This is a genomic window from Pseudonocardia sp. NPDC049635, assembly GCF_040659795.1.
Lineage (GTDB): Bacteria > Actinomycetota > Actinomycetes > Mycobacteriales > Pseudonocardiaceae > Pseudonocardia.
Genome location: NZ_JBFAON010000009.1, coordinates 126,978 through 147,175, shown reverse-complemented (window position 1 = coordinate 147,175; position 20,198 = coordinate 126,978). Strand labels below are relative to the sequence as shown.

At 73.6% G+C, this 20,198-nt stretch carries 26 protein-coding genes; 10 read left to right on the top strand and 16 right to left on the bottom strand.

Annotation, left to right across the window (positions count from 1 at the left end; all coding sequences use genetic code 11):
• Positions 1-31 precede the first annotated feature (31 nt).
• Complete coding sequence (locus AB0J24_RS13905) at positions 32-856, bottom strand: NUDIX domain-containing protein (protein ID WP_358680401.1); 825 nt, start codon at positions 854-856, stop codon at positions 32-34.
• 115 nt (positions 857-971) lie between these two features.
• Here AB0J24_RS13905 and AB0J24_RS13900 point away from each other — a divergent pair, with 115 nt between their 5' ends.
• The 3 genes from AB0J24_RS13900 (at position 972) to AB0J24_RS13890 (ending at position 3,167) form a co-directional block, all read left to right on the top strand.
• Positions 972-1,967, top strand: coding sequence for an ABC transporter ATP-binding protein (locus tag AB0J24_RS13900; RefSeq protein WP_358680398.1), 996 nt, complete (start codon positions 972-974; stop codon positions 1,965-1,967).
• Positions 1,964-2,788 carry an ABC transporter permease gene (locus tag AB0J24_RS13895; RefSeq protein WP_358680395.1) on the top strand — a complete coding sequence of 275 codons (825 nt, stop codon included), beginning with the start codon at positions 1,964-1,966 and terminating at the stop codon, positions 2,786-2,788. The genes AB0J24_RS13900 and AB0J24_RS13895 overlap by 4 nt, the downstream gene beginning before the upstream one ends.
• A 79-nt stretch (positions 2,789-2,867) precedes the next feature.
• Entirely contained in the window at positions 2,868-3,167 is a 300-nt protein-coding gene (locus AB0J24_RS13890; RefSeq protein WP_358680392.1) for a 4a-hydroxytetrahydrobiopterin dehydratase, read from the top strand.
• A 23-nt stretch (positions 3,168-3,190) separates the two neighbouring features.
• Here the strand turns inward: AB0J24_RS13890 and AB0J24_RS13885 are convergent, their stop codons facing one another.
• Positions 3,191-4,003, bottom strand: a complete 813-nt coding sequence (locus AB0J24_RS13885) for a carbon-nitrogen hydrolase family protein (protein WP_358680389.1) — start codon at positions 4,001-4,003, stop codon at positions 3,191-3,193.
• Between the two features lie 226 nt (positions 4,004-4,229).
• Between AB0J24_RS13885 and AB0J24_RS13880 the strand changes: the two genes are divergently transcribed.
• Complete coding sequence (locus AB0J24_RS13880) at positions 4,230-5,300, top strand: 3-deoxy-7-phosphoheptulonate synthase (RefSeq protein WP_358680387.1); 1,071 nt, start codon at positions 4,230-4,232, stop codon at positions 5,298-5,300.
• A gap of 102 nt (positions 5,301-5,402) precedes the next feature.
• Positions 5,403-5,825 (top strand): large conductance mechanosensitive channel protein MscL, encoded by a 423-nt coding sequence (gene mscL, locus AB0J24_RS13875; RefSeq protein ID WP_358680384.1) that lies wholly within the window; start codon positions 5,403-5,405, stop codon positions 5,823-5,825.
• A gap of 24 nt (positions 5,826-5,849) precedes the next feature.
• Here mscL and AB0J24_RS13870 read toward each other — a convergent pair whose 3' ends face one another.
• The 3 genes from AB0J24_RS13870 to AB0J24_RS13860 are packed head-to-tail and all read right to left on the bottom strand — an operon-like array spanning position 5,850 to position 7,137.
• Entirely contained in the window at positions 5,850-6,266 is a 417-nt protein-coding gene (locus AB0J24_RS13870) for a hypothetical protein (RefSeq protein ID WP_358680381.1), read from the bottom strand.
• A gap of 48 nt (positions 6,267-6,314) precedes the next feature.
• Positions 6,315-6,812: a GNAT family N-acetyltransferase gene (locus AB0J24_RS13865; protein WP_358680569.1), complete on the bottom strand. Its 498-nt coding sequence runs from the start codon at positions 6,810-6,812 to the stop codon at positions 6,315-6,317.
• Positions 6,813-6,855: 43 nt separating this feature from the next.
• On the bottom strand, positions 6,856-7,137 hold the full coding sequence (locus AB0J24_RS13860; protein ID WP_358680378.1) for a hypothetical protein: 282 nt from the start codon (positions 7,135-7,137) through the stop codon (positions 6,856-6,858).
• Between the two features lie 149 nt (positions 7,138-7,286).
• Between AB0J24_RS13860 and AB0J24_RS13855 the strand changes: the two genes are divergently transcribed.
• Complete coding sequence (locus AB0J24_RS13855; protein ID WP_358680376.1) at positions 7,287-7,844, top strand: TetR/AcrR family transcriptional regulator; 558 nt, start codon at positions 7,287-7,289, stop codon at positions 7,842-7,844.
• 80 nt (positions 7,845-7,924) lie between these two features.
• Here the strand turns inward: AB0J24_RS13855 and AB0J24_RS13850 are convergent, their stop codons facing one another.
• On the bottom strand, positions 7,925-8,557 hold the full coding sequence (locus AB0J24_RS13850) for a hypothetical protein (protein ID WP_358680374.1): 633 nt from the start codon (positions 8,555-8,557) through the stop codon (positions 7,925-7,927).
• A 690-nt stretch (positions 8,558-9,247) separates the two neighbouring features.
• On the opposite strand from AB0J24_RS13850, the gene AB0J24_RS13845 reads away from it, so the two are divergent.
• Positions 9,248-10,843, top strand: a complete 1,596-nt coding sequence (locus AB0J24_RS13845; RefSeq protein ID WP_358680371.1) for a GMC oxidoreductase — start codon at positions 9,248-9,250, stop codon at positions 10,841-10,843.
• Between the two features lie 61 nt (positions 10,844-10,904).
• On the opposite strand, the gene AB0J24_RS13840 is transcribed toward AB0J24_RS13845, so the two are convergent.
• A complete protein-coding gene (locus AB0J24_RS13840; RefSeq protein ID WP_358680368.1) occupies positions 10,905-11,783 on the bottom strand; it encodes a LysR family transcriptional regulator in 879 nt (292 codons plus the stop codon).
• A gap of 89 nt (positions 11,784-11,872) precedes the next feature.
• Between AB0J24_RS13840 and AB0J24_RS13835 the strand changes: the two genes are divergently transcribed.
• From AB0J24_RS13835 to AB0J24_RS13825, 3 genes are all read left to right on the top strand, one after another.
• Complete coding sequence (locus tag AB0J24_RS13835) at positions 11,873-12,385, top strand: hypothetical protein (protein ID WP_358680365.1); 513 nt, start codon at positions 11,873-11,875, stop codon at positions 12,383-12,385.
• An 88-nt stretch (positions 12,386-12,473) separates the two neighbouring features.
• Positions 12,474-13,142 carry a class I SAM-dependent methyltransferase gene (locus AB0J24_RS13830; RefSeq protein WP_358680362.1) on the top strand — a complete coding sequence of 223 codons (669 nt, stop codon included), beginning with the start codon at positions 12,474-12,476 and terminating at the stop codon, positions 13,140-13,142.
• Positions 13,143-13,262: 120 nt separating this feature from the next.
• The gene (locus AB0J24_RS13825) at positions 13,263-14,015 is read left to right on the top strand and encodes a chromosome condensation regulator (protein WP_358680359.1); all 753 of its coding nucleotides are present in this window, start codon (positions 13,263-13,265) and stop codon (positions 14,013-14,015) included.
• Positions 14,016-14,079: 64 nt separating this feature from the next.
• On the opposite strand, the gene AB0J24_RS13820 is transcribed toward AB0J24_RS13825, so the two are convergent.
• The 9 genes from AB0J24_RS13820 to AB0J24_RS13780 all read right to left on the bottom strand — a co-directional run bounded on the left by AB0J24_RS13820 (position 14,080) and on the right by AB0J24_RS13780 (position 20,148).
• On the bottom strand, positions 14,080-14,571 hold the full coding sequence (locus AB0J24_RS13820) for a GNAT family N-acetyltransferase (RefSeq protein WP_358680357.1): 492 nt from the start codon (positions 14,569-14,571) through the stop codon (positions 14,080-14,082).
• Between the two features lie 455 nt (positions 14,572-15,026).
• Positions 15,027-15,215 carry a type II toxin-antitoxin system VapB family antitoxin gene (locus AB0J24_RS13815; RefSeq protein WP_358680354.1) on the bottom strand — a complete coding sequence of 63 codons (189 nt, stop codon included), beginning with the start codon at positions 15,213-15,215 and terminating at the stop codon, positions 15,027-15,029.
• On the bottom strand, positions 15,212-15,622 hold the full coding sequence (locus tag AB0J24_RS13810) for a type II toxin-antitoxin system VapC family toxin (protein WP_358680351.1): 411 nt from the start codon (positions 15,620-15,622) through the stop codon (positions 15,212-15,214). The genes AB0J24_RS13815 and AB0J24_RS13810 overlap by 4 nt, the downstream gene beginning before the upstream one ends.
• A complete protein-coding gene (locus AB0J24_RS13805) occupies positions 15,619-15,891 on the bottom strand; it encodes a type II toxin-antitoxin system prevent-host-death family antitoxin (protein WP_358680348.1) in 273 nt (90 codons plus the stop codon). Before AB0J24_RS13805 ends, AB0J24_RS13810 begins: the two co-directional genes overlap by 4 nt.
• A gap of 84 nt (positions 15,892-15,975) precedes the next feature.
• On the bottom strand, positions 15,976-16,404 hold the full coding sequence (locus AB0J24_RS13800; protein ID WP_358680345.1) for a PIN domain-containing protein: 429 nt from the start codon (positions 16,402-16,404) through the stop codon (positions 15,976-15,978).
• Positions 16,401-16,631 carry an antitoxin gene (locus tag AB0J24_RS13795; RefSeq protein WP_358680342.1) on the bottom strand — a complete coding sequence of 77 codons (231 nt, stop codon included), beginning with the start codon at positions 16,629-16,631 and terminating at the stop codon, positions 16,401-16,403. Before AB0J24_RS13795 ends, AB0J24_RS13800 begins: the two co-directional genes overlap by 4 nt.
• Before the next feature lie 213 nt (positions 16,632-16,844).
• Positions 16,845-17,918: a redox-regulated ATPase YchF gene (gene ychF / locus AB0J24_RS13790; RefSeq protein WP_358680340.1), complete on the bottom strand. Its 1,074-nt coding sequence runs from the start codon at positions 17,916-17,918 to the stop codon at positions 16,845-16,847.
• Positions 17,919-17,953: 35 nt separating this feature from the next.
• Positions 17,954-18,622, bottom strand: coding sequence for a response regulator transcription factor (locus AB0J24_RS13785; protein ID WP_358680337.1), 669 nt, complete (start codon positions 18,620-18,622; stop codon positions 17,954-17,956).
• A complete protein-coding gene (locus AB0J24_RS13780; RefSeq protein ID WP_358680334.1) occupies positions 18,619-20,148 on the bottom strand; it encodes a HAMP domain-containing sensor histidine kinase in 1,530 nt (509 codons plus the stop codon). The genes AB0J24_RS13785 and AB0J24_RS13780 overlap by 4 nt, the downstream gene beginning before the upstream one ends.
• Between the last annotated feature and the right edge of the window lie 50 nt (positions 20,149-20,198).

Here is a 20,198-nt window from a genome sequence, read left to right as displayed (position 1 = left end):
ACCGGCGACCGCGCCACCGGATGCCGCCGGGTCAGCCCCGGATCAGCTCGACCAGCTCGCCGAGGACCGCGCGATCGGCGTCCAGCCAGCCCAGCGTCGCGATCTCGTGCATCCCGACCCAGCGCAGGGCTCGGTGCTCCCGCGGCTGCGGCTCCGGCGATCCGGGGAGCAGGCGCGCGGTGTGGATCCGCAGCACCCGGCCCCCGATCGGCAGGTCGGTGCCGAGCCGCTCCCCCGTCTCCACCCGGGCACCCAGCTCCTCGACACATTCCCTGACCAGCGCATCGGCCTCGGACTCCCCCGGTTCGACACCACCACCGGGCAGCTCCCACCGCCCCGCGAGCGCGGCCGGGTACGACCGCTGGGCGACCAGCAGCCGGCCGTCCCGCACGATCGCCGCGCCGACCACGACAGCTGCTGTGCTCAGCTGCTCCACCCGCTCACCGACGACCGCACGGCGCGCAGCCAGCAACCGCCACCCGCAACGGCGCAGCACCGGATCGGAGACCCTCCCCAGAGCCCCGAGCGGGGCCGTCCAGCAGAGCTCGTCGTGGACGAGCGACCCGGTGCCGTCCGGGACGACCCGGGTCGCGTGCCGCAGGGCCGTCACCGGCCCGGCCACCAGCTCGGACCACACGCCGCCCCGCCCGGCCCGGGTGATCCTGGTCCGACACGCTGCGAGACCGCCCGGGAGGGCCACCCGTACCTCGTCCCCCGCCACGAGCAACCGCGCCGGCGCGGACAGGCCGGCACCGACGCGGCCGAAGGCGACGGCCGCCGAGGCCGTCTCCCGCAGCACGCCGGCCACCAGGTCGGGAGGGCCGTCCACACGATGGTCGAGACTGATCACCGGCACGGCATCGATCCTCGCAGGGCCCTCGACCGGCCCGCGGGCAGCCGCCGACGGACGCCGTGCGAGCAGATGTTGCCGAAACGGCCCGCCGACCGGCCCGGACAGCCACCCTGTGCCCGTGCAACACACCGTCACCGCTCCGCCCGGCCGCCCGCCCGCCCTCCGCGCCGTGGGCCTCGGTCGCGGCTTCCGCGGGGTCCGGGCCGTCGACGGCGTCGATCTCGATGTCCCGATGGGCTCGGTCCTCGGCCTGCTCGGCCCGAACGGGTCGGGCAAGACGACGTTGATGCGGATGCTGCTCGGTCTGCTCGCGCCGACCGAGGGCGCGGTCGAGCTGCTCGGCAGACGGTTGCCGGGCCGGGCCGCCGAGGTGCTCCCGCACGTGGGCGCCCTGATCGAGCTGCCCGCCATGCACCCGCACCGGACCGGCAGACAGAACCTGCTCCGGTACGCGGCGACCGAACCGTTGCTGGACACCGCCCGGATCCCGTCCGCGGTCGCCGCGGTGCTGGACCGGGTCGGGCTGTCCGGCTCCGCCGACCGCAGGGTGCGCGAGTACTCGCTGGGCATGCGCCAGCGGCTCGGGCTGGCGGTCCCGCTGCTCACCCGGCGGCGGCTCGTCGTGCTGGACGAACCGACCAACGGCCTCGACCCCGCGGGCACCCGGGACGTCCGGCGACTGATCGGGGAGATGCACGCGGCCGGCGCGACCGTCGTGATCAGCTCGCACCTGCTCGGGGAGATCGAGGCCACCTGCACCCATGTCGCCGTGCTGCGCGCGGGACGGTTGCTGACGGCCGGGCCGTTGCGCGACCTGCTCGGCGGGACGTCGGACACCGTGGTGGTCGGCACCCCCGACGGCGCGCGCGCCGTGCGCGCGCTGGTGGAACGCGGGTTCGACGCCGTCGGGGCGTCCGGTGACCGGGTCCACGTCCGGGGCGCGCAGGCACCCGAGGTGGTGGCCCTGCTGGTGCACGCCGGCGTCGCGGTGCACGAGCTCACCCGGCCCTCCGCCCGGTTGGAGGACGTGTTCGCCCGGCTCACCGACGGGCACGACGCGCAGCCCCTCCCGGCACGAGCCGAGACGTGGACCGGCGCCGGAGCCGGGCGGTGAGCGCGCCGGCACGGCCCGGGGACGGCCGGGCCCCGCAGGCCGGTGCTCCCGTACGGTCCCGGCGCCGGACGACGGCCCCGCTGCTCCGGTTGCTGCGCTCGGAGATCGAGTTGGCGCTGGCCCGCCCGCGCACCGCGGTCGCGCTCGGCGCAGCCGCACTCGTCCCGGTCCTGGGAACCGTCGCGTTGTCGACCACCGGCCCGGAGCAGTACGCCTACGTGCTGGGCGTGGTGATGGTCGCACTGGCCGAGCCCGCCGCGTTCTCGCTCGGGATGCCCGTCGTGCTCGTCGCTGCGGACGCGTTCGCCGCCGAACGGGCCCGGGGCACCCTCGACGGGCTGCGGCTGTCCCCGGTCGGCCCCGGCCGGTTGGTGCTGATGAAGGCCTCCGCCGTGGCCGCCGCCGCGGTGCTGACCTCGGCCGTCGTCGTGGGCACCTCGTTGCTGGTGGGTTGGCTGTCGCTGGGGGCCGGGCCGTTCGGCACCGGGCCGACGCTCGCCAGGGCGCTGCTGCTCGCGGTGTGGGCCGCCGGGCAGCTGACCGGTTTCGGCATCCTGCTGCTGGCCGTGTCGGCGGCGGCGCGGCGCTCGTCGGTCGTCGTCGCGGCCGGGCTGATCGCACTGGTGGTCGCACCGCTGATGGCGGTGCTGTGGGGGCCGGCGGCGCCCGCGCTGCCGACCGGGCACTGGCACGAGGTGCTCGCGGCGACCGTCCGCTCACCGGCGGACACCGGTGCGGCATGGGCGACGACACTGCGCGCCGCCGGGTTCGCCGTCGCCGGGGCGGGCGTCACCGGGTTCGTGCTGAGCCGCAACTCGTGACCTACGGCGCGGCCGGAATTCGCGGCTGACGCGCGCGAGCCGCCGGGCCGGATCGGTGCGGCTGCGCCACGATGGGACGATGGCCACCCCGTTGCTGACCGACGCCGAGATCACCGCATCGCTGCTGAAGCTCCCGGGCTGGGCGCGGGACGGCGACACGATCGTCCGCACGGCGAAGCTGCCCGACTTCGCCGCCGCGATCGCGGTGGTGGACCGGGTCGCCGAGGACGCGGAGGCCGCCGACCACCACCCGGACATCGACATCCGGTACGCCACGCTGACCTTCCGGCTCTCCACCCACTCCGAGGGCGGGCTGACCGCGAAGGACACCGACCTGGCCGGGCAGATCTCCGACCGGATCGCCGCCGCCGGCGGCTGAACGACCGCCGGGCGCGGCCGAGCTCAGAAGCGCCGGTTGCGCAGCACCGGGACCTGTTCGCGCACCTGCCCGGCCACGGCCGGGTCGACGTCCACGACCAGCAGGCCCGGTGCCGCACCGAGGCTGTCCACGATCTCGCCCCGCGGCCCCGCGACCAGGCTGTAACCGATGCCGGTCGGCGCCCGGCCGTGCTCACGACCGACGGTCGTCGGATCCGCCTGGTCACAGGCCACGACGAACGAGCCGGTGTCCAGCGCGCGGGCCCGGACCAGCAGCTCCCACTGCTCCCGTTTGCCCGCACCGGCGCCCCAGGACGCCGGGACGACGAGCACGGTGGCACCGGCGTCGGCGAGCCGCTGGTAGAGACCGGGGAACCGGACGTCGTAGCAGGTGGACAGGCCCACGGTGACCGGGCCGGTGCCCGCACCGGCGGACTCCGGGAGCTCGACGGTCACCGGCTCGGCCCCGGGGGCGACCGTGTCCGACTCGGCGAAGCCGAACGCGTCGAACATGTGGATCTTGTCGTAGTGCGTGTCCACACCGGCCCCGGTGACCAGCAGCGTGTTGCGGACCCGCCCGTCGCCCGCGGGGGTGAACATCCCGGCGGCCACCGTGATCCCCGCTTCCGCGGCGAGCCCGCGCACCCGGCCGGCCCACGGGCCGTCCACGGGCTCGGCGACCGGGCCGAGCGGCACACCGAAGCTGCACATCGTGGCCTCCGGGAACAGCACCAGCCGGGCCCCTGCGCCGGCCGCCTCCCGCGTGAGCCGGTCGACCTCGGCGAGGTTGCCCTCCGGGTCCGGGGTGGAGGAGATCTGGGCGAGTGCGATCCGCATGGTTCGGTCGTACCACGCGGGCGGGACGGGTACGCGCTCGATCATCGGGCACCGTGTGGGGTACGGTCGGGATGTGCGCAGCGGCTACTACTGGTTTCGCCAGCCGGCCCGGGATGGGTCGGCCGGTGCTGTAGTGCGCTGACCCTCCATCCCTCGAGCCGGCATCACGGGCCGGTTCGGGCGAGGTGCTCCGGGGCGGTCCGCCGGGAAAGGACCACGGTCCCCGATGAGTACCCCCACCGCTCCGTTGCTGGACGCCCCGCTGGACGACCGGCGGATCGAGCGGATCAGTCCGTTGATCTCGCCCGCCCTGCTGCGCCACGACCTGCCCTGCACCCCCGAGGTCGCCGGGACGGTCACCCGCGGCCGGGACGCGGTCACCGGCATCCTCGACGGCACCGACGACCGGCTGCTCGTCGTCGTCGGGCCGTGCTCGGTGCACGATCCGGACGCCGCGCTGGACTACGCGCGCCGGCTGGCCGCCAGGGCCGAGGAGCTCTCCGGTGAGCTGTGCGTCGTGATGCGCACCTACTTCGAGAAGCCGCGCACCACCGTCGGTTGGAAGGGCCTGATCAACGATCCCGGCCTGGACGGCACGTTCGACGTCAACCGCGGACTGCGCACCGCCCGCAAGCTGCTGCTCGACATCTCCGCGCTGGGGCTGCCTGTGGGGTGCGAGTTCCTCGACCCGATCACCCCGCAGTACATCGCCGACGTCGTCAGCTGGGGCTCGATCGGCGCCCGCACCGCGGAGAGCCAGGTGCACCGGCAGCTGGTCAGCGGCCTGTCGATGCCGGTCGGCATCAAGAACGCCACCGACGGGAACATCCGCGCCGCCGTCGACGGGATGCGCGCCGCGGCCGCCTCGCACGTGTTCATGGGGGTCAACGCCGACGGGCTCGCCGGCCTCGTGACCACCACCGGCAACCCGGACACGCACGTCATCCTGCGGGGCGGTGCACGGCCCAACTACTCGGCCGACGACGTCGCCGCGGCTGCCGGCCGGTTGCGCGAGGCGGGTCTGCCCGACCGGGTCGTGGTCGACGCCAGCCACGGCAACAGCGGCAAGGACCACCTGCGACAGGCCGGCGTCGTGGGCGAGCTGGCGGAGCGGATCGCCGGCGGCGAGCGCGCGGTGACCGGCCTGATGATGGAGAGCTTCCTCGTCGAGGGCCGCCAGGAGCTGGGCCCGGACATGGTGCGCGGCCGCTCGGTGACCGACGCGTGCATGTCCTGGGACACCACGGACGCACTGCTCGGGACACTGGCCGGCGCGGTCCGGGCCGGGCGTCGCTGAGAGCCGCCACGGCGTGGTGGATGTCCGTGTCGATCCCGGTGGTGCCAGGCTCAGGGCCCGGCCGGTCGGTCGACCGGCCGGGTGGACCGGGAGGGGACTGGCATGTTGAAGGGTTTCAAGGACTTCCTGATGCGCGGGAACGTCGTCGATCTCGCGGTGGCCGTGGTGGTCGGGGCCGCCTTCACCGCGGTGGTCACGGCGTTCACCGAGGCGTTCCTGGAGCCGCTGATCCGGCTGGTGTCCGGGGGCGGTGAACTCGGCGGCACGCTCGTGGTGAACGGCGTCGAGTTCAACTGGGCGATGTTCGTGAACGCCGTGATCACCTTCCTGATCACCGCGGCGGTCGTGTACTTCCTGGTGGTGCTGCCGCTGAAGACGCTGCAGGAGCGGCGCAAGCGCGGCGAGGACGACGGCCCGGCCGAGCCCACGGACGTCGAGCTGCTGAAGGAGATCCGCGACCTGCTGCGCGAGGGCCGCCGCGACGAGGCCGCCGGGCGGCACGCCGCGGACGGCCCCGCCGACTGAGCACCCGGGCCGGGCCGGGCCGGCTCAGCGCGCGACACCGGGGCGGCCGATCCGGGTCAGCACCCGCCGGCGCAGCAGCTCGTACTGCACGCGGCACCGCTGGGGCGGCCCGGGCGGGCGGACCACCACCCGCGGCGGTTGCACCGTCTCGCCCGGGCCGAACTGGTCGTCGGTCAGGTCGATCTCGGCGCCGCCGGGCAGCCGGTTCCACCAGTGGTAGCCCTGCAGGCGGCCGTCGGGGCACCAGACCTCGGCGAGCAGCAGCTCCCCGCCGAACAGGTCCTGCAGCACCAGGGCGGTGGCACCGCACTGCCCGCGCGACGGGACCAGGGGGCTCCAGCTCGCCCGATCCGCCTCGTCACAGGTGTCGCGGCCCCATGCGGACCGCAGGGCGGCGAAGACCTGGGCCGGAGCGGGCGCCGGACGGGTTGCGGTGGTCATGGGGCCGGACGCTAGGACCCGCCACCGACAGTTCCGCTGCGTCGCAGGTCAGGAACCGTCCGGGACCGGCAGGGTGAACCGGGCCGGAAGCGGGATCTCCATCCGGTGCTCGGTGATCCCGTCCGGGCGCTCGACCGCGCCGAGGTCGACGAAACCGTGCCTGCGGTACAGCGCCGCGGCCCGCTCGTTGCCGACGACGACGTGCAGCGCCAGCCGGTGTGCGCCCCAGCCGACGGCGTGCCCGGTGACCGCGCTGATCAGGGCGTCGGCCACCCCGGTACCGCGGGCGTGCGGGGCGACCCAGAGCGAGATCAGATCGGCGACGCCGTCCGGGTCCGGCGGGACCGCCACCACCTGCCCGCACGGCCGTCCGTCCAGCTCGGCGACAAGGTGGCGACCGGGCGCACGCAACCGCTCCCGCCAGTCCTGCTCACCGGCCCCCACCCAGTCCGCGAGCCTGCTGTGGAACGCCCGCGGCGCCTCGGCCAGAGCGGCCAGCCGCAGGTCACGCCAGATCCGCCAGTCGTCGAGGCCCAGCTCTCGCACGGTGATCAACGAGCGCCTCCCGTGGTGCGGACGGACGCCGAACCTAGCAGCGCCGCGCCCGGCCACGGTCGTGCGACCGGCGAACCATCGAACCGGTGACGGCGAGACTCACACAGGCGACCACGGCCGTCGTCTGGAGCACCGGATGCCCGCGTACCAGCAACGTCACGACCATGGCCGCGACGAGGGCCGCACCGGTGCCGCATGCGGCGGGCGGACGGGCGGCGGCGGGGATCGCGGCGCGGAAGCCGGCCGCGGCAGCGACGAGCGCGGCGGCCAGCAGCGTCGCGACCACCGCGTCCCACCAGGTCCACCCGGTCGTCACCCGGTTGCTCCGTCCCGGCGCCGGACGGCGCCCCCGGTCAGCATGCCGCGGCCGATCGCGCCCGGCCTCGGCAAACCTGATGACCCGGCGGGGGCCCGCTCCGGCGCGGACGGTCGGCACCGCCGGGTACGAGCTGCGAGGATGCCGCGGTGGATCCCAGGGTGGTGCGGACACGTCGGCGGCTGCAGGACGCTCTGCTGGAGCTGGCCCGTGAGCGGCTCCTGGAGGCGATCACCGTCGCCGACGTCGCGGAACGCGCCGGGGTGAACCGCAGCAGTTTCTACCAGCACTACACCGACAAGGAGGCGCTGCTCGCGGATGCGCTCAGCGCGCAGGCCACACTGGCCGGCGCGGACCTGTCGGATCTGGTGCTCGCCGAGATCGGCCAGCAACCGCCGGCGGCCCTGCTGCGCTGGTTCGCGCACGTGGCCGACCACGCGACGCTCTACCGGCAGGCCCTCGGCGGGGCGGCGGCGCCGGATGCGGCGGCGGTGATGCGGCGTTGGATGCAGGAGTTCGTCGCCGACACCGCCCAGCGGATGGGCTACACCGAGTCCGAGGCCGGGATCCCGCTCGACGTCTTCGCGGCGGGGATGACCTGGTCGCTGCTGGGCGTCGCGGCGAGCTGGCTGGAGCGCGACCCGCTACCCGCCCCGGAGACGGCCGCCGGGTGGGCGTGGCGGATGCTGGTGCGCCGGGACTTCTGACCCTGATCGGGGCCCCGGCGGGCCGTGTCGCCCGGGCCGGGTCCATCGGCCCGGGCGACACGCGGTGCGGTCTCGGGCGCTCAGCCCTGGACGATCCCGGAGTTGCTCTGGTCCACCGTGGTGCTGGACTGCGAGACCGGGCCGCCGGACAGCAGGCCGCCGATGTTGATCGACGGGTTCACCGTGGCGTCGATGCCGATCAGGCCGCCCTTCTGGGAGGCGTAGCCGCCGCCCGGCCCGTAGCCGGAGCCGGACTGGAGGACACCGCTGTTCGACCGGTCGATGTCGGTGGTCGCCTGCTCCACCGCACCGGAGTTGAGGATGCCGCCGACGTTGAGCGACGGGCTCACGTCGAGGCCCAGACCCACCAGGTCGTCGACCTGGACGGCCTCGCCCGCGCCGCAGCCGGACTGCACGATGCCCGAGTTGGACTCGTCGATGGCCGCGGTGTACTGGGAGACGGGGCCGCTGTTGGCGATACCGCCGATGTTCAGGCCCGGGTCGACGGCGGCGTCGAGGCCGATCAGGCCGCCCTTCTGGGAGGCGAACGACGGGGCGCAGTCGCGGTCGTTGTCGTGGCCCTTGCCGCCGCCGTGGTAGTCGCCGGCGAACGCCATCCCGGCCGAGCCGAGGGCGAGCGGGACGGTCAGGGCGCCGACGGTGGCGATCCGCCGTGCGGTACGGCGGGCGGAGGAGGTCTCGGGGGCGTTCATGGTTCTCCTTCTCATCTGTGTGAACCGACCGCCAGCCTTCACGCTGTGTCACGGCCCGGTGTCGCAGAACGTACGGAATGCCTCCACGCAAGAGGACGTCGCCCCTCACTTGGTGTCCGTTCTGGCCGACTCGGGACCGGATCCGGTACCGCTCGACGTTGATCAACTACACATAGTGCTATCCAGCAGGTGTCGGATAAACACTCTCCGTAACGGAACGACGCTTCACCGATTGTTACGATCGGCACCTGAGGAGAGATAGAGATCACATCAATGCAACGGGGGCGGCGCCAGCGCGTCCTAGGGTCCGATCACTTTCTCGGACACCGTGGCGACACCCCGTCGAATAGGGGACGACGTGCTGAGATGACCCGGTCGGAGCAACGAGCGCTGGACCGTTCCCCGCCTTTCACCGCACCGCTCGCCGCATATCGATCGGCGAACGGCCCTCTTGCGAGACGGCCCCGCCGCTCTCCACGCAGGATTTCGACACCCCTTGATCGAACTCCTGCTGAGCTGCGACTACGCCATACAGCGTGATCGACTGCGCTGTCCGGCCGAGAGAGGCAGCCGGTCGCGAAGCCCGACACCTGTCGGAGAACTCCGGCTAGGGTCGGCGCGGCACGGAACGCACGCTCCCCCACGCACGGCCCGGCCGTGTCCGTACGACATCGACGAGGAGTCCGTCGGATGCCGACTCTCACCCGGCGCAGCTTCCTGACCGGCGCGGCCGCCGTCGGCGGCGCCGCCGCACTCCACCTCGGCACCCGGCCCGCCCTCGCGACGCCGGCCCGGGCCCGCGAGGAGCGGCGGCGCGCGGTCGTCGTCGGCACCGGGTTCGGCGGGGCGATCACCGCGGCGCGCCTCGCCCGGGCCGGCGTGCCGGCACTCGTGCTCGAACGTGGCGTCCGCTGGCCGGTCCGGCCCGGCGGCGACACCTTCCCGCTGATGTTCTCCCCGGACCGCCGGGCGTCGTGGCTGACCCCGGGGCCGGTGCTCACCGGGTCGCCGCCCGCCGTCTGGGCGCCCTGGACCGGGGTCCTCGACCGGGTCCGCGGCATCGGGATGGACGTGCTGTGCGGTGCGGGCGTCGGCGGCGGCTCGCTCGTCTACCACGGGATGACGATGCAACCCTCGGCCGCGACGTTCGCCGCGTCGATGCCCGCCGAGCTCGACTTCGAGCAGTTCGACCGCGACCACTACCGCCGGGTCGAGTCGGTACTGGCCCCGGCGAGCATCCCGGACGACGTGCTCGCACACGGCCGCTACCGCAGCTCGCGGCAGTTCCTGCGACGCGCCGACGAGGCTGGCACCCCCGGCTTCCGGGTCCCGCTGCCGATCGACTGGGACGTGGTGCGACGCGAGCTGCGCGGCGAGCTCCCGCCGTCCTACAGCACCGGGGACGTGCTCTACGGCGCGAACAACGGCGGCAAGAACACCGTCGACCGGACCTGGCTCGCCGAGGCCGAGGCGAGCGGCCTGGTCGAGGTCGCGCCGCTGCACCGGGCCACCGACGTCGAGCGGGACCGCTCCGGCCGCTGGGTGGTCCACACCGAGCGGATCAGTACCGACGGTGTCGTGCAGGAGCGGATCCGGGTCGTCAGCGACGCGCTGTTCCTCGCCGCGGGCTCGGCCGGCACCACCCGGCTGCTGGTGAAGGCACGGGCGACAGGGCTCGTTCCGGACCTGCCGGACGGCGTCGGCACCCGGTGGGGCAACAACGGCGACCGGATCTTCGCCTGGACCCCGGTCGGGGAGAGCCCCGGGGCGCTGCAGGGCGGGCCGGCCTGCGTCGGTGTCCGCGACTGGTCGGACCCGGCGCGGGCCCTCACCGTCATCCAGGCGGGCGTGCCGTTCCCGGTCGACGTGGGCACCACCAGCGTCATCGGGTACGGCATCGTCGAACCGCGCGGCGAGTTCCGCTACGACCCGGTGCGCGACGACGCCGTCCTGCACTGGAGCCAGGCCCACGACGCGCAGCTGACCCGCGACATCGCCGCCCGGATCCGCCGGATCGTCGGGGGCGGCCTGGTGACCGGCCTGCTGAACCCGACCGCGGACACCACCGCGTTCGACACCACGACCTACCACCCGCTGGGCGGGGCGACCATCGGCGACGTGTGCGACTCCGCGGGCCGCGTCCTCGACCAGCGCGGTCTCTACGTCGTCGACGGTGCGCTGATCCCAGGCTCGACCGGGGCCTGCAACCCGTCCATGACGATCGCCGCGCTCGCCGAGCACGTCATGGACGGGATCCTGCGGACCGACCTGGGGCCGGTGTTCTGACCGCGGACGGCTGCTGGCCGGACGGTGCCGCCCCGCCTGCGGTGACCTGCCGGACGACCGGCTACCCCTGGCGGGTACCGCGCAGCAGCGTCGCGAGCGCGCGGGCCGGGCTGCTCAGACCATTCCAGCTCCGGCACGCGACGAGCAACTCGCGCTGGGCCCACCGGTCGCGCAACGGCACCCCGACCAGACCGTCGGCGACGTCGCGGGCCGGGAGCACGGCGATCCCCACCCCGGCCGCGACCGCGTGGCAGACCGAACCCGCGTCCGGGAACCGGGCCCGGTGCCGCGGATGGCCGCCGAGCGGGACGGCGTGCAGCCGCAGGTGCTCCTCCAGCGGGCTGCCCTCGGAGTAGCCGACCAGGGCGTCGTCGTCGAGGACCTCGGCGAACGCGACCTCGGCCCGCCCGGCGAACCGGTGCCCGGGATGGACCACGACGACCAGCGGATCCGGCCCCAGCGAGATCGACTCCAGCCGGCCGAGCTCGACGTTGTCGGCGAGCACACCGAGCTCGGCGCGGCCGTCGGCCAGCGCCGCGACGATGCGGTGGCTCGGCTGCTGGACCAGGTCGACGTCGACATCGGGATGCTCGTGCAGGAATCCGGTCACCGGGCCGGTGAGCAGCGTCGCGCCCGCGGAGTTCGTCAGGATCGTGACGGTCGCCGCGTGCCCACCGGCCAGGTCGGCCAGCTCCAACCGCATCCGGTCGTGCCGGCCGACGATCTCGCGGGCGTGCGAGGCCAGCAGTTCGCCCTGCCGGGTCGGCGTGACGCCGCGCCGGTGCCGGTCGAGCAGCGGGAGCCCCGCCGCGCTCTCCATCGCCGCGATCCGGCTGCTCGCCGATGCCAGTGACAGGTGCACCAGCTCCGCGCCGCGGGTGATGGACCCCTGTTCGACGGTCCCGAGGAACAACCGGAGATCGAGCACCTCGAACGTCATTCCCGGACCCTACAGACTCAGTGGAAACCGAAGGCTGCGTACGCTTATCCGCTCTTCCAGACCATCCGCGCCGCGCGCAGACTTCGAGTGTGAACAGTGCAGAGCGGTCGGACACGGAGCGCGCGGTGCAGCTGCGCCGGATGACTCCCGCACTCGTCGGAGTGCTGGTCGTCCTCGCGCTGTGCCTCGGGCACCTCGCCGGGCTCCGGGTCGTGGCCCGGGAGGTGCCCGAGGCGCACAGCACGGTCGCGACCGTGCTGGCCGTCGTCGAACGGCCGGAACCCGGCGGGCCCGCCCGCAGCACCGTCCGGGCGCAGTGGACCGGGCCCGACGGGCGTTCGCACCTCGGACCACTGGTCCTCGGCGGACGTCCGGACCCCGGGGACACCCGCACCGTGTGGACCGACTCCGACGGTGCGCCGATGCGGGCCCCCACCGAGGGGAACGCGACGGCGGTCACGACGGCGGCGCTGGTACTCGCGGTCGGCGGCGGGCTGCTGCTCCGGCTGCGGATCGCGACCTCGCGCCGGGCCGCACGGGAGATCGCAGGCGCCTGGGCGACGGTCGAGCCCGGGTGGAGCGGGCGCGCAGGCGCCGCGTAGCGGGAACCTCACCCGGGGCCCGGTCCCGGACGAGCGCGGGATCCTGGACGCGGCGGTGAGCGGCGCCCGCGCGTCGTAGGGTCTGCGGGTGGACGAAGCCGCCTACCTGACCGCCACCAGGGCCGGCTACGACGCGATCGCCGAGAGCTGTTCCGCCCTGTTCCGGGCGGAGTTCGACGGCGCCCCGCTCGACCGCGCGTTGCTCGCCGGGTTCGCCGAGACGGTCCGCCGGGACCATCCCGACGCGCTGGCGGTCGAGGTGGGGAGCGGACACGGGATCGTCACGTCGTTCCTCACCGCCCATGGTCTCGCCGTCAGCGGGATCGATCTGTCCCCCGCCATGGTCGCGCACGCCCGCCGTGCCCATCCGGCGATCGGCTTCGAGGTCGGCGAGATGGGACGGCTCCCCCACCCGGACGGGGGCCTGGCCGCGGTGATCTCCTGGTACTCCCTGATCCATGTCCCGGCCGACGATCGGCCCGCGGTTCTCGCCGGTTTCCACCGGGTGCTGCGGCCCGGCGGCTACCTGGCGCTCGCCTTCCAGGCGGGGACGGACACCCACCGCCACGACGAGGCGTTCGGGCACGAGATCTCGCTGGACTTCCACCGGCTCGACCCCGACGAGGTCGCGGCACAGCTCGCCGGCCGCGGGTTCGAGGTGGTCGCCCGGATGGTGCGGTTGCCGGATCCGGGCAGCGCGGTCGCGCCGGTCCCGCAGGCGTTCCTGATCGCCCGCAAGCCGACTCCTCCTCGCTGACCACGATCCCACCCGAGGTGCCCCATGCCCGTACTCGCCGCCGCCCGCCGACACTCGGTCGGCTGCCGAACGGACGGAACAGTCATCGCGGTCGGCGACGGCCGGGCAGGTGAGTGCGACGTGGACACGTGGACCGACGTCATCGCCGTCGCAGCAGGAAACGTGCACACCGCCCGCAATACCGGACGTTCGCACACGGTCGGTCTCCGTTCCGACGGCACCGTTCTCGCGACCGGCTGGGACGACGACGCCCAGTGCGACACGCGGGCCTGGACCCGGATCACGGCGGTCGCCGCCGGCTGGCGGCGCACCGTCGGGCTGCGGGACGATGGCACCGCCGTCGCGACGGGGCGGGGCGCGGAGGGCCAGTGCGCGGTCTCCGGCTGGCGCGAGCTGACCACGGTCGCGTGCGGTGACTGGCACACCGTCGGCGTGCGGGCGGACGGTACGGCACTGGCCGCGGGTGTCGACACCCGCGGCCAGTGCGACGTCGACGACTGGGCCGAACTGATCGCGGTGTCCGCGGGCCACCTGCACACCGTCGGGTTGCGTGCCGACGGAACCGTGGTCGCCACCGGCGGAAGCTCCCGGGCGGACTCCGGAACAGCGAGTGAGTGCGACGTCGGTGGATGGCAGGGCATCGTCGCCGTCGCGGCGGGAAGTCGCCACACAGTGGCGCTCCGGGGTGACGGTCGTGTCCTCGCCGTCGGGGACGACGCTCACGACCGGTGCGCCGTACACGACTGGAGCGGGATCGTCGCGATCGCTGCGGGGTCGGCCCACACACTCGGCCTCCGGTCCGACGGAACGGTCCTCGCCACCGGGGACGTGTCGGCTGGACGATGCGAGGTTCACCGGTGGCGGCTGGTCTGACGTCCCCCACCGATCGGCGGGGTGCGCCGGGCGACGGGGCGCCGTCGACCCGCTCCCGCGACGTCTACAGCCTCGCGCGCATCGCCGGCCATGGGGTGACCTGGAATCCGGCCCGCTCGTACATGCCCCGCCCTGCCTCCGTCGCCATCAGCTCGGCCCGGCTCACGCCCGTCCCACCGGCCCACCTCATGACCGCGCCGAACGCCCGCCGTGCATGGCCTGCACCACGGTGCGCCGGGAAGGTGCACACGTTGCTGACCAGGACGTCCCGCCCTTCCGGGTCGGCCGGTGACGGCGCCGCGTCCCGGACGGCACCGACCGCGCCTGCCACGACCCCGACGTCCGTCTCGACCACGAAGATCCCGTAGTCGGGATGGTCGAGACGTTCCGCGAACCAGCGGTGAGCCCGATCCCTCCAGCCCGCAGGGCTGACGTCCACGCCCATCGCGTGGAACATCTCGGCCCGCAGTTCGACGAGCACCGGCAGGTCGTCGGGGGTCGCCCGGCGCGCCGACCCGCTCCGGAGCCGGTCGGCACCGGGCCTCCGGGGGTTCACGCGGCTCCCTGCCGGGGCTCTCGACACGGCCGGTCCGGACCGCGACCCGGAACGGGAGCACGTGGCGAATCCGTCCGACGTGTCAGGCCCACGACGAACGACCGAACAGTGTGACGCCGAGGTCTGCGGCGGCGGCGAGAAGTCGTTCGTCGCGTCCAGATCGCGGTCCGGGCCAGCCGCGCGGAACCCGGCAGATGGACGTCGACGGCACTCAGCCCGCGCCCCCCCCAGCCGCTCACGGTCGACCAGCTCCAGAAGCTCGTCGTGGCGCAGTCGCGGCGCACGGGTCAGGGCCCGGAGCAGCGACAGCATCGTGTCGCGTTGAACGAGCGTGCCCAGCGCGAGCTCCTCGATGACTCCGTCGTGCGTCACCACGGCGTCGTCACCGAGGAGTACCCGGAGATCGGGCTCACTCCGGTGCAGGTGGTCGAGCCGCACCGATGTGTCGACCAGGATCACGCGATCTCGTCATGCCGACGGGGCGCCGACGTCGCCTCCGGATCCGTGCCTCCGAGCGCAGCGAGCCGACGTGCACTCTCGATCCGCACCAGTGCCTCCGGGCCCGCCCGCAGAAGCGCCGATCGCTCGTCGATGCCCGTGAGCTCACTCGCCCGCGCGACCAGCTCGTCATCGACTGTCGTCACCCGCCGACGCCGGGGGCGACCACCGTCAACGACGCGGTACGGGCGGCCTCGGCGAGCCGCTTGTCATAGGTCACGAACGCCGAGACGTCCTTCCCCGAGGCGACGAGTTGGTCGGCGGTCGCCAGGTGGACGGCATCGAGCGACCGTAGGTGCGGGTCGACGTAGGCGGCAGCAGTTGCTCGGATCGCAGCATCGAGTTCGACTCGGTCGATCCGCGCCAGCGTCGCCGCCACTGCGCCCAGCACCTCCGGCTGGCTACGCCGCAGAGCGCGCGGGACCTCGACCTCCACCAGCGCCGACGCGACCAGGCGCTGTCCGGCGCGCTCGTTCAGCCACGTCACCAGGGCCGGTGTCTCGTCCTCTTCCCGGACCAGTTTGACGACCGCGGCCGAGTCCAGGTAGATCACCAGCGTTCCTCGTCGCGGAGGTCCTGCAGCAGGCGCCCGGCGTCGGAACCGGGTGCGGCGCGATGAGCTGGCATCGGGATCGGTCCGGCGATGGTCGCGGGCACCACCCGACCGTCGGCCACCCAGTCGTCGAGCTCACCGACGCCGGCCGGAACGATGCGGCCGATCACCCGGCCGTGCCGGGTGATCTCCACCGTCTCGCCACGCTCCACCCGCGCCAGCACCGCCGCCGTGTCCTGGTTCAGCTCCCGCATCGCGACCTGCTCCACAGCGACAAATGTACTACACATGTAAGATAAAGCTGGGCCATCGCTCGGACGATGAACCTGAACCTGACGGGTTTCGCATCCCGCCTATCGCTCACGCTGCGGCGGTACCCCGCCGGAAGGTGGGACGAGCGTCGTCAGCTCGGGCAGTTCCTGCACCAGTCCCTCATCGAAGGTGGCCAGCAGCGAGCCGGGCCTCCCCGCCGTCAGGCTCGCCAGGTAGGCGCCGGTCACCTGGCGGTGACCTCGGACGTGATCGAGGCCCGCGTCGGCGTACGAGACGGAGTCGGGCCAGAAGTCACAACGGGGCAGCGCGTGGACCGCCCGTAGCACCGCGGTCGCCACTGACGGCGTCTCCCCCGTACGGATCAGGAATCGAACCAGTGCGCCCTCCACCACCGGGCACACCGCGAAGCGCTCGACTCCCGCTGCCCACTTCGATGCTCGATCGTGGTGTTCGTGCTCCGCGACCGTGAGTGCGATCAGGACGTTCGCGTCGAGGAGGTAGGTCGTCACTCCTCGTCCAGCGCCGCTGCGACATCCGTCGAGGACACCCGACGGCCGACGCTGACGACCGGGAATCCCGACCGCTCGTCGACGGCGATCACCGCCGGCTCACCGAACTGGACCAGTCCACGCGCCGCCAGCTCGGCGACCACGGCCGAGAGCGAGATGCCGCGGCGCTCGGCGATCTCCTTCGCCCGCCGGTGCACGGCGGGCGGTAGGTCCACGGTGGTCCGCATGACTGCATCATAACTGCATCAGTGATGATGCACGGTCGTCACTCGCCTGCGCAACAAGGTCGTCGTCGATCGCCACCGTCGTCCGGACGGACACTCAGCAGCTCACATCGCATCATCCGACGCAGTCGATGATGCAGTCGATGCAGCCACGACAGTCGTGCCGACGCATGGTCCCGCCGGATCCACCGCAAGCCGTGCCACCGGCGGTCCGGATCAGACGTTGAAGCGGAACTCGACCACGTCACCGTCGGCCATGACGTAGTCCTTCCCCTCCATCCGCACCTTCCCGGCGGCCTTGGCGGCGTTCATCGAGCCCGCGGCGACGAGATCGTCGAACGACACGACCTCGGCCTTGATGAAGCCGCGCTCGAAGTCGGTGTGGATGACCCCGGCCGCCTGCGGGGCGGTGGCCCCCTTCGGGATCGTCCAGGCGCGGGACTCCTTCGGGCCCGCGGTGAGGTAGGTCTGCAGGCCGAGCGTGGCGAACCCGGCCCGGGCCAGCTGCGCGAGGCCCGGCTCGTCCTGCCCGATCGATTCCAGCAGCTCGGCCGCGGAGGCGTCGTCGAGCTCCAGCAGCTCCGCCTCGACCTTGGCGTCGAGGAAGACCGCCTGCGCCGGGGCGACGAGGTCGGCGAGCTCCTTGCGGCGGGCGTCGTCGGTGAGGACGGCCTCGTCGGCGTTGAAGACGTAGAGGAACGGCTTGGTGGTGAGCAGGGTGAGCTCGCGCAGCGGCGCGGCGTCGACCCCGGCCTGGAACAGGGTCCGCCCGCTGTTCAGCACCTCCGCCGCGGCCTGGGCGGCCTCCAGCACCGGACGCCGGTCCTTGTGCGTCCGGGCCTCCTTCTCCAGCCGCGGGAGCGCCCGCTCCAGGGTCTGCAGGTCGGCGAGGACCAACTCCGTCGCGATCGTCTCGATGTCGCCCGCGGGGTCGATCCGGCCGTCGACGTGCACCACGTCGGCGTCGTCGAAGACCCGCACGACCTGGCAGATCGCGTCGGACTCGCGGATGTTGGCGAGGAACTTGTTGCCCAGCCCGGCGCCCTCGGAGGCCCCCTTGACGATCCCGGCGATGTCGACGAACGACACCGTCGCGGGCAGGATCTTCTCCGAGCCGAAGATCCGGGCCAGCTCGCCCAGTCGCGGGTCCGGCAGCGGGACCACCCCGACGTTCGGCTCGATCGTCGCGAACGGGTAGTTCGCGGCGAGCACGTCGTTGCGGGTGAGCGCGTTGAACAGGGTCGACTTGCCGACGTTGGGCAGACCGACGATGCCGAGGGTGAGGGACACGGACGACCAGCGTAGTCGCCCCGCGCAGACCCTCCTCAGTCCGGTTCGAGCCGGTACCCGGTGCCCCGGACGGTGACGATCCGGTCGGCGCCGAGCTTGCGTCGCAGGTAGCGCACGTAGACCTCCACGACGTTGGACCCCGAACCGGGCTCACCGCCCCACACCAGCCGGAGCAGCTGGTCCCGGGAGAGCACCTGCCCCGGGTGTCGCAGGAACGCCTCGGCCAGCGCGAACTCCCGCGCGGACAGCCCGATGGTCCGCCCGTGCAGGGTCACGTGCCGGGTCCGCGGGTCCAGCTCCAGACCGCCGGCCGCCAGCACCTCCGGTCCCGGCGCCGGTCGGGAGCCGGCCAGCCGCAACCGCACCCGGGCCAGCAGCTCCTCGAAGTGGAACGGCTTGGCCATGTAGTCGTCGGCACCGCCGGTGAGCCCGGCGACGGTGTCGCCGACGCTGTCCCGCGCCGTCAGGATGATCACCGGGGTGGTGCACCCGGCCGCGCGGACCCGCCGGAGCACGGCGAACCCGTCCAGGCCGGGCAGCCCGATGTCGAGCACCATCAGGTCGAACCCGCCCCCGACGACGTGGTCGTGGACACCGGGCCCGTCGGGCACGACGGTGACCTCGAAACCGGCGGTGCCCAGTCCCTTCTTCACGAACGACGCGATCCGGGGCTCGTCCTCGGCGAGCAGGATCCGGCCGCTCACCGCACGTCCCGCGGCAGGTCGAGGGTGAAGGTGGCGCCGCACCCGGGAGTGCTCTCCAGCAGCACCCGGCCGCCGTGGGTGGTCGCGATCGCCTCGACGACGGACAGGCCGAGTCCGGCACCGTCCGAGCGCGGGGCGTCGGCGCCGCGGGCGAAGCGCCGGAACACCCGGGGCCGGTCCTCCGGCGCCACCCCGGGGCCGGTGTCGGACACCCAGATCCGCAACCGTCCGTCGACGACCTCCGAACCCAGCGCGATCCGGTCTCCCGGTCCGGTGAACCGGGTCGCGTTGTCGGCCAGCGCCACGACCGCCTGGGTGATCCGGTCCGGGTCGATCCGCGCGCGCACCGGTGCGACCGACTGCAGCAGCCAGTCCCGGTCGGCGAGACCGGTGAGCTTGCCGAACAGGTCGCGGGTCAGCTCGGCCACGTCGACGTCCTCCGGCCGCAGCAACGACGGCTGCCGGGCGCGGGTGAGCGCGAGCATCTCCGACACCAGGCGCTCCATCCGTCGCAGCTCGTCGTCGACGAGTGCGACGGTGCCGGAGACGTCCTCGGGGTCGTTCGGATCCAGCACCCCGAGGTGCCCGCGGACGATCGTGATCGGTGTGCGCAACTCGTGCCCGGCGTCGTCGACGAACCGGAGTTGCGCCTCCGTCCCGGTCTGCACCCGGTCGAGCATGGCGTTGACCGTCCCGGCCAGTTCGCCGATCTCGTCGCGCGCCCCGGCCTGCTGCGGCACCCGGTGCGACAGGTCGGTGCCGGTGATCGCGCGGGCGGTGGTGGCGACGTCGCGCACCGGGCGCAGGACACGGCCCGTGACCAGCCACGCACCGGCCGCGGTGAGCAGTGCGGCCGCGACACCCACGACGGCCGTCGACCGGGCGGCCCCGTTCGCGAACCCGTACTCCTGGTCGGTGAAGCGGCCGATCACGACGACACCGCATGCGGGGTCCCCGGCCGGACCCACCGGCAGCGCCGACCACCGCACCTCACCGTCGGCACTGTGATGGGTGCCGCGGGTGGGTCGCCGGACGGACGAGACCAGCGCGGTGAACGCCGGGTCCTCCCGCAGCGCCGTCCGCGGGCCGGCCGGGCGGGACTCCCGGCGGAGCCGGCCGTCCAGATAGCCCAGCAACGTCTCGTCCGGCCGGGCGGCGGTGATCGCCCAGCGCAGGATCTCGTCGGTCGAGCCGAACGGCCGGCCGGTCGTCGGATCGATCCCGGTCCCGGTCACCCGGGCGAACTCGGCGGTCCGCGAGTCGAGCGCGGTCTCGATCCGGCGGTCCGCCTCGTCGAGCAGCAGCAGCCAGGTGACCAGCGTGCCGACACCGAGCGAACCGAGCGCGAGCAGCAGTACCCACCCGACGATGCGGGTGCGCGCGGCGGTCGCGCGCCCTGCACCCCGGCGACTGCGGCCGCCGTCGGCGGGTTCGCTCGCGATGGTCGCCTCCTCCTCGGACGGTGCCTGGTCATGATCGCGTACGGGCTCGCCGCGGGATCGGCGACTCCCCTCGCCATGTGTCACACAGCGTCGCTGTCGTTACTCCGACCGGAGTACGTCATACTGCGCCGAGC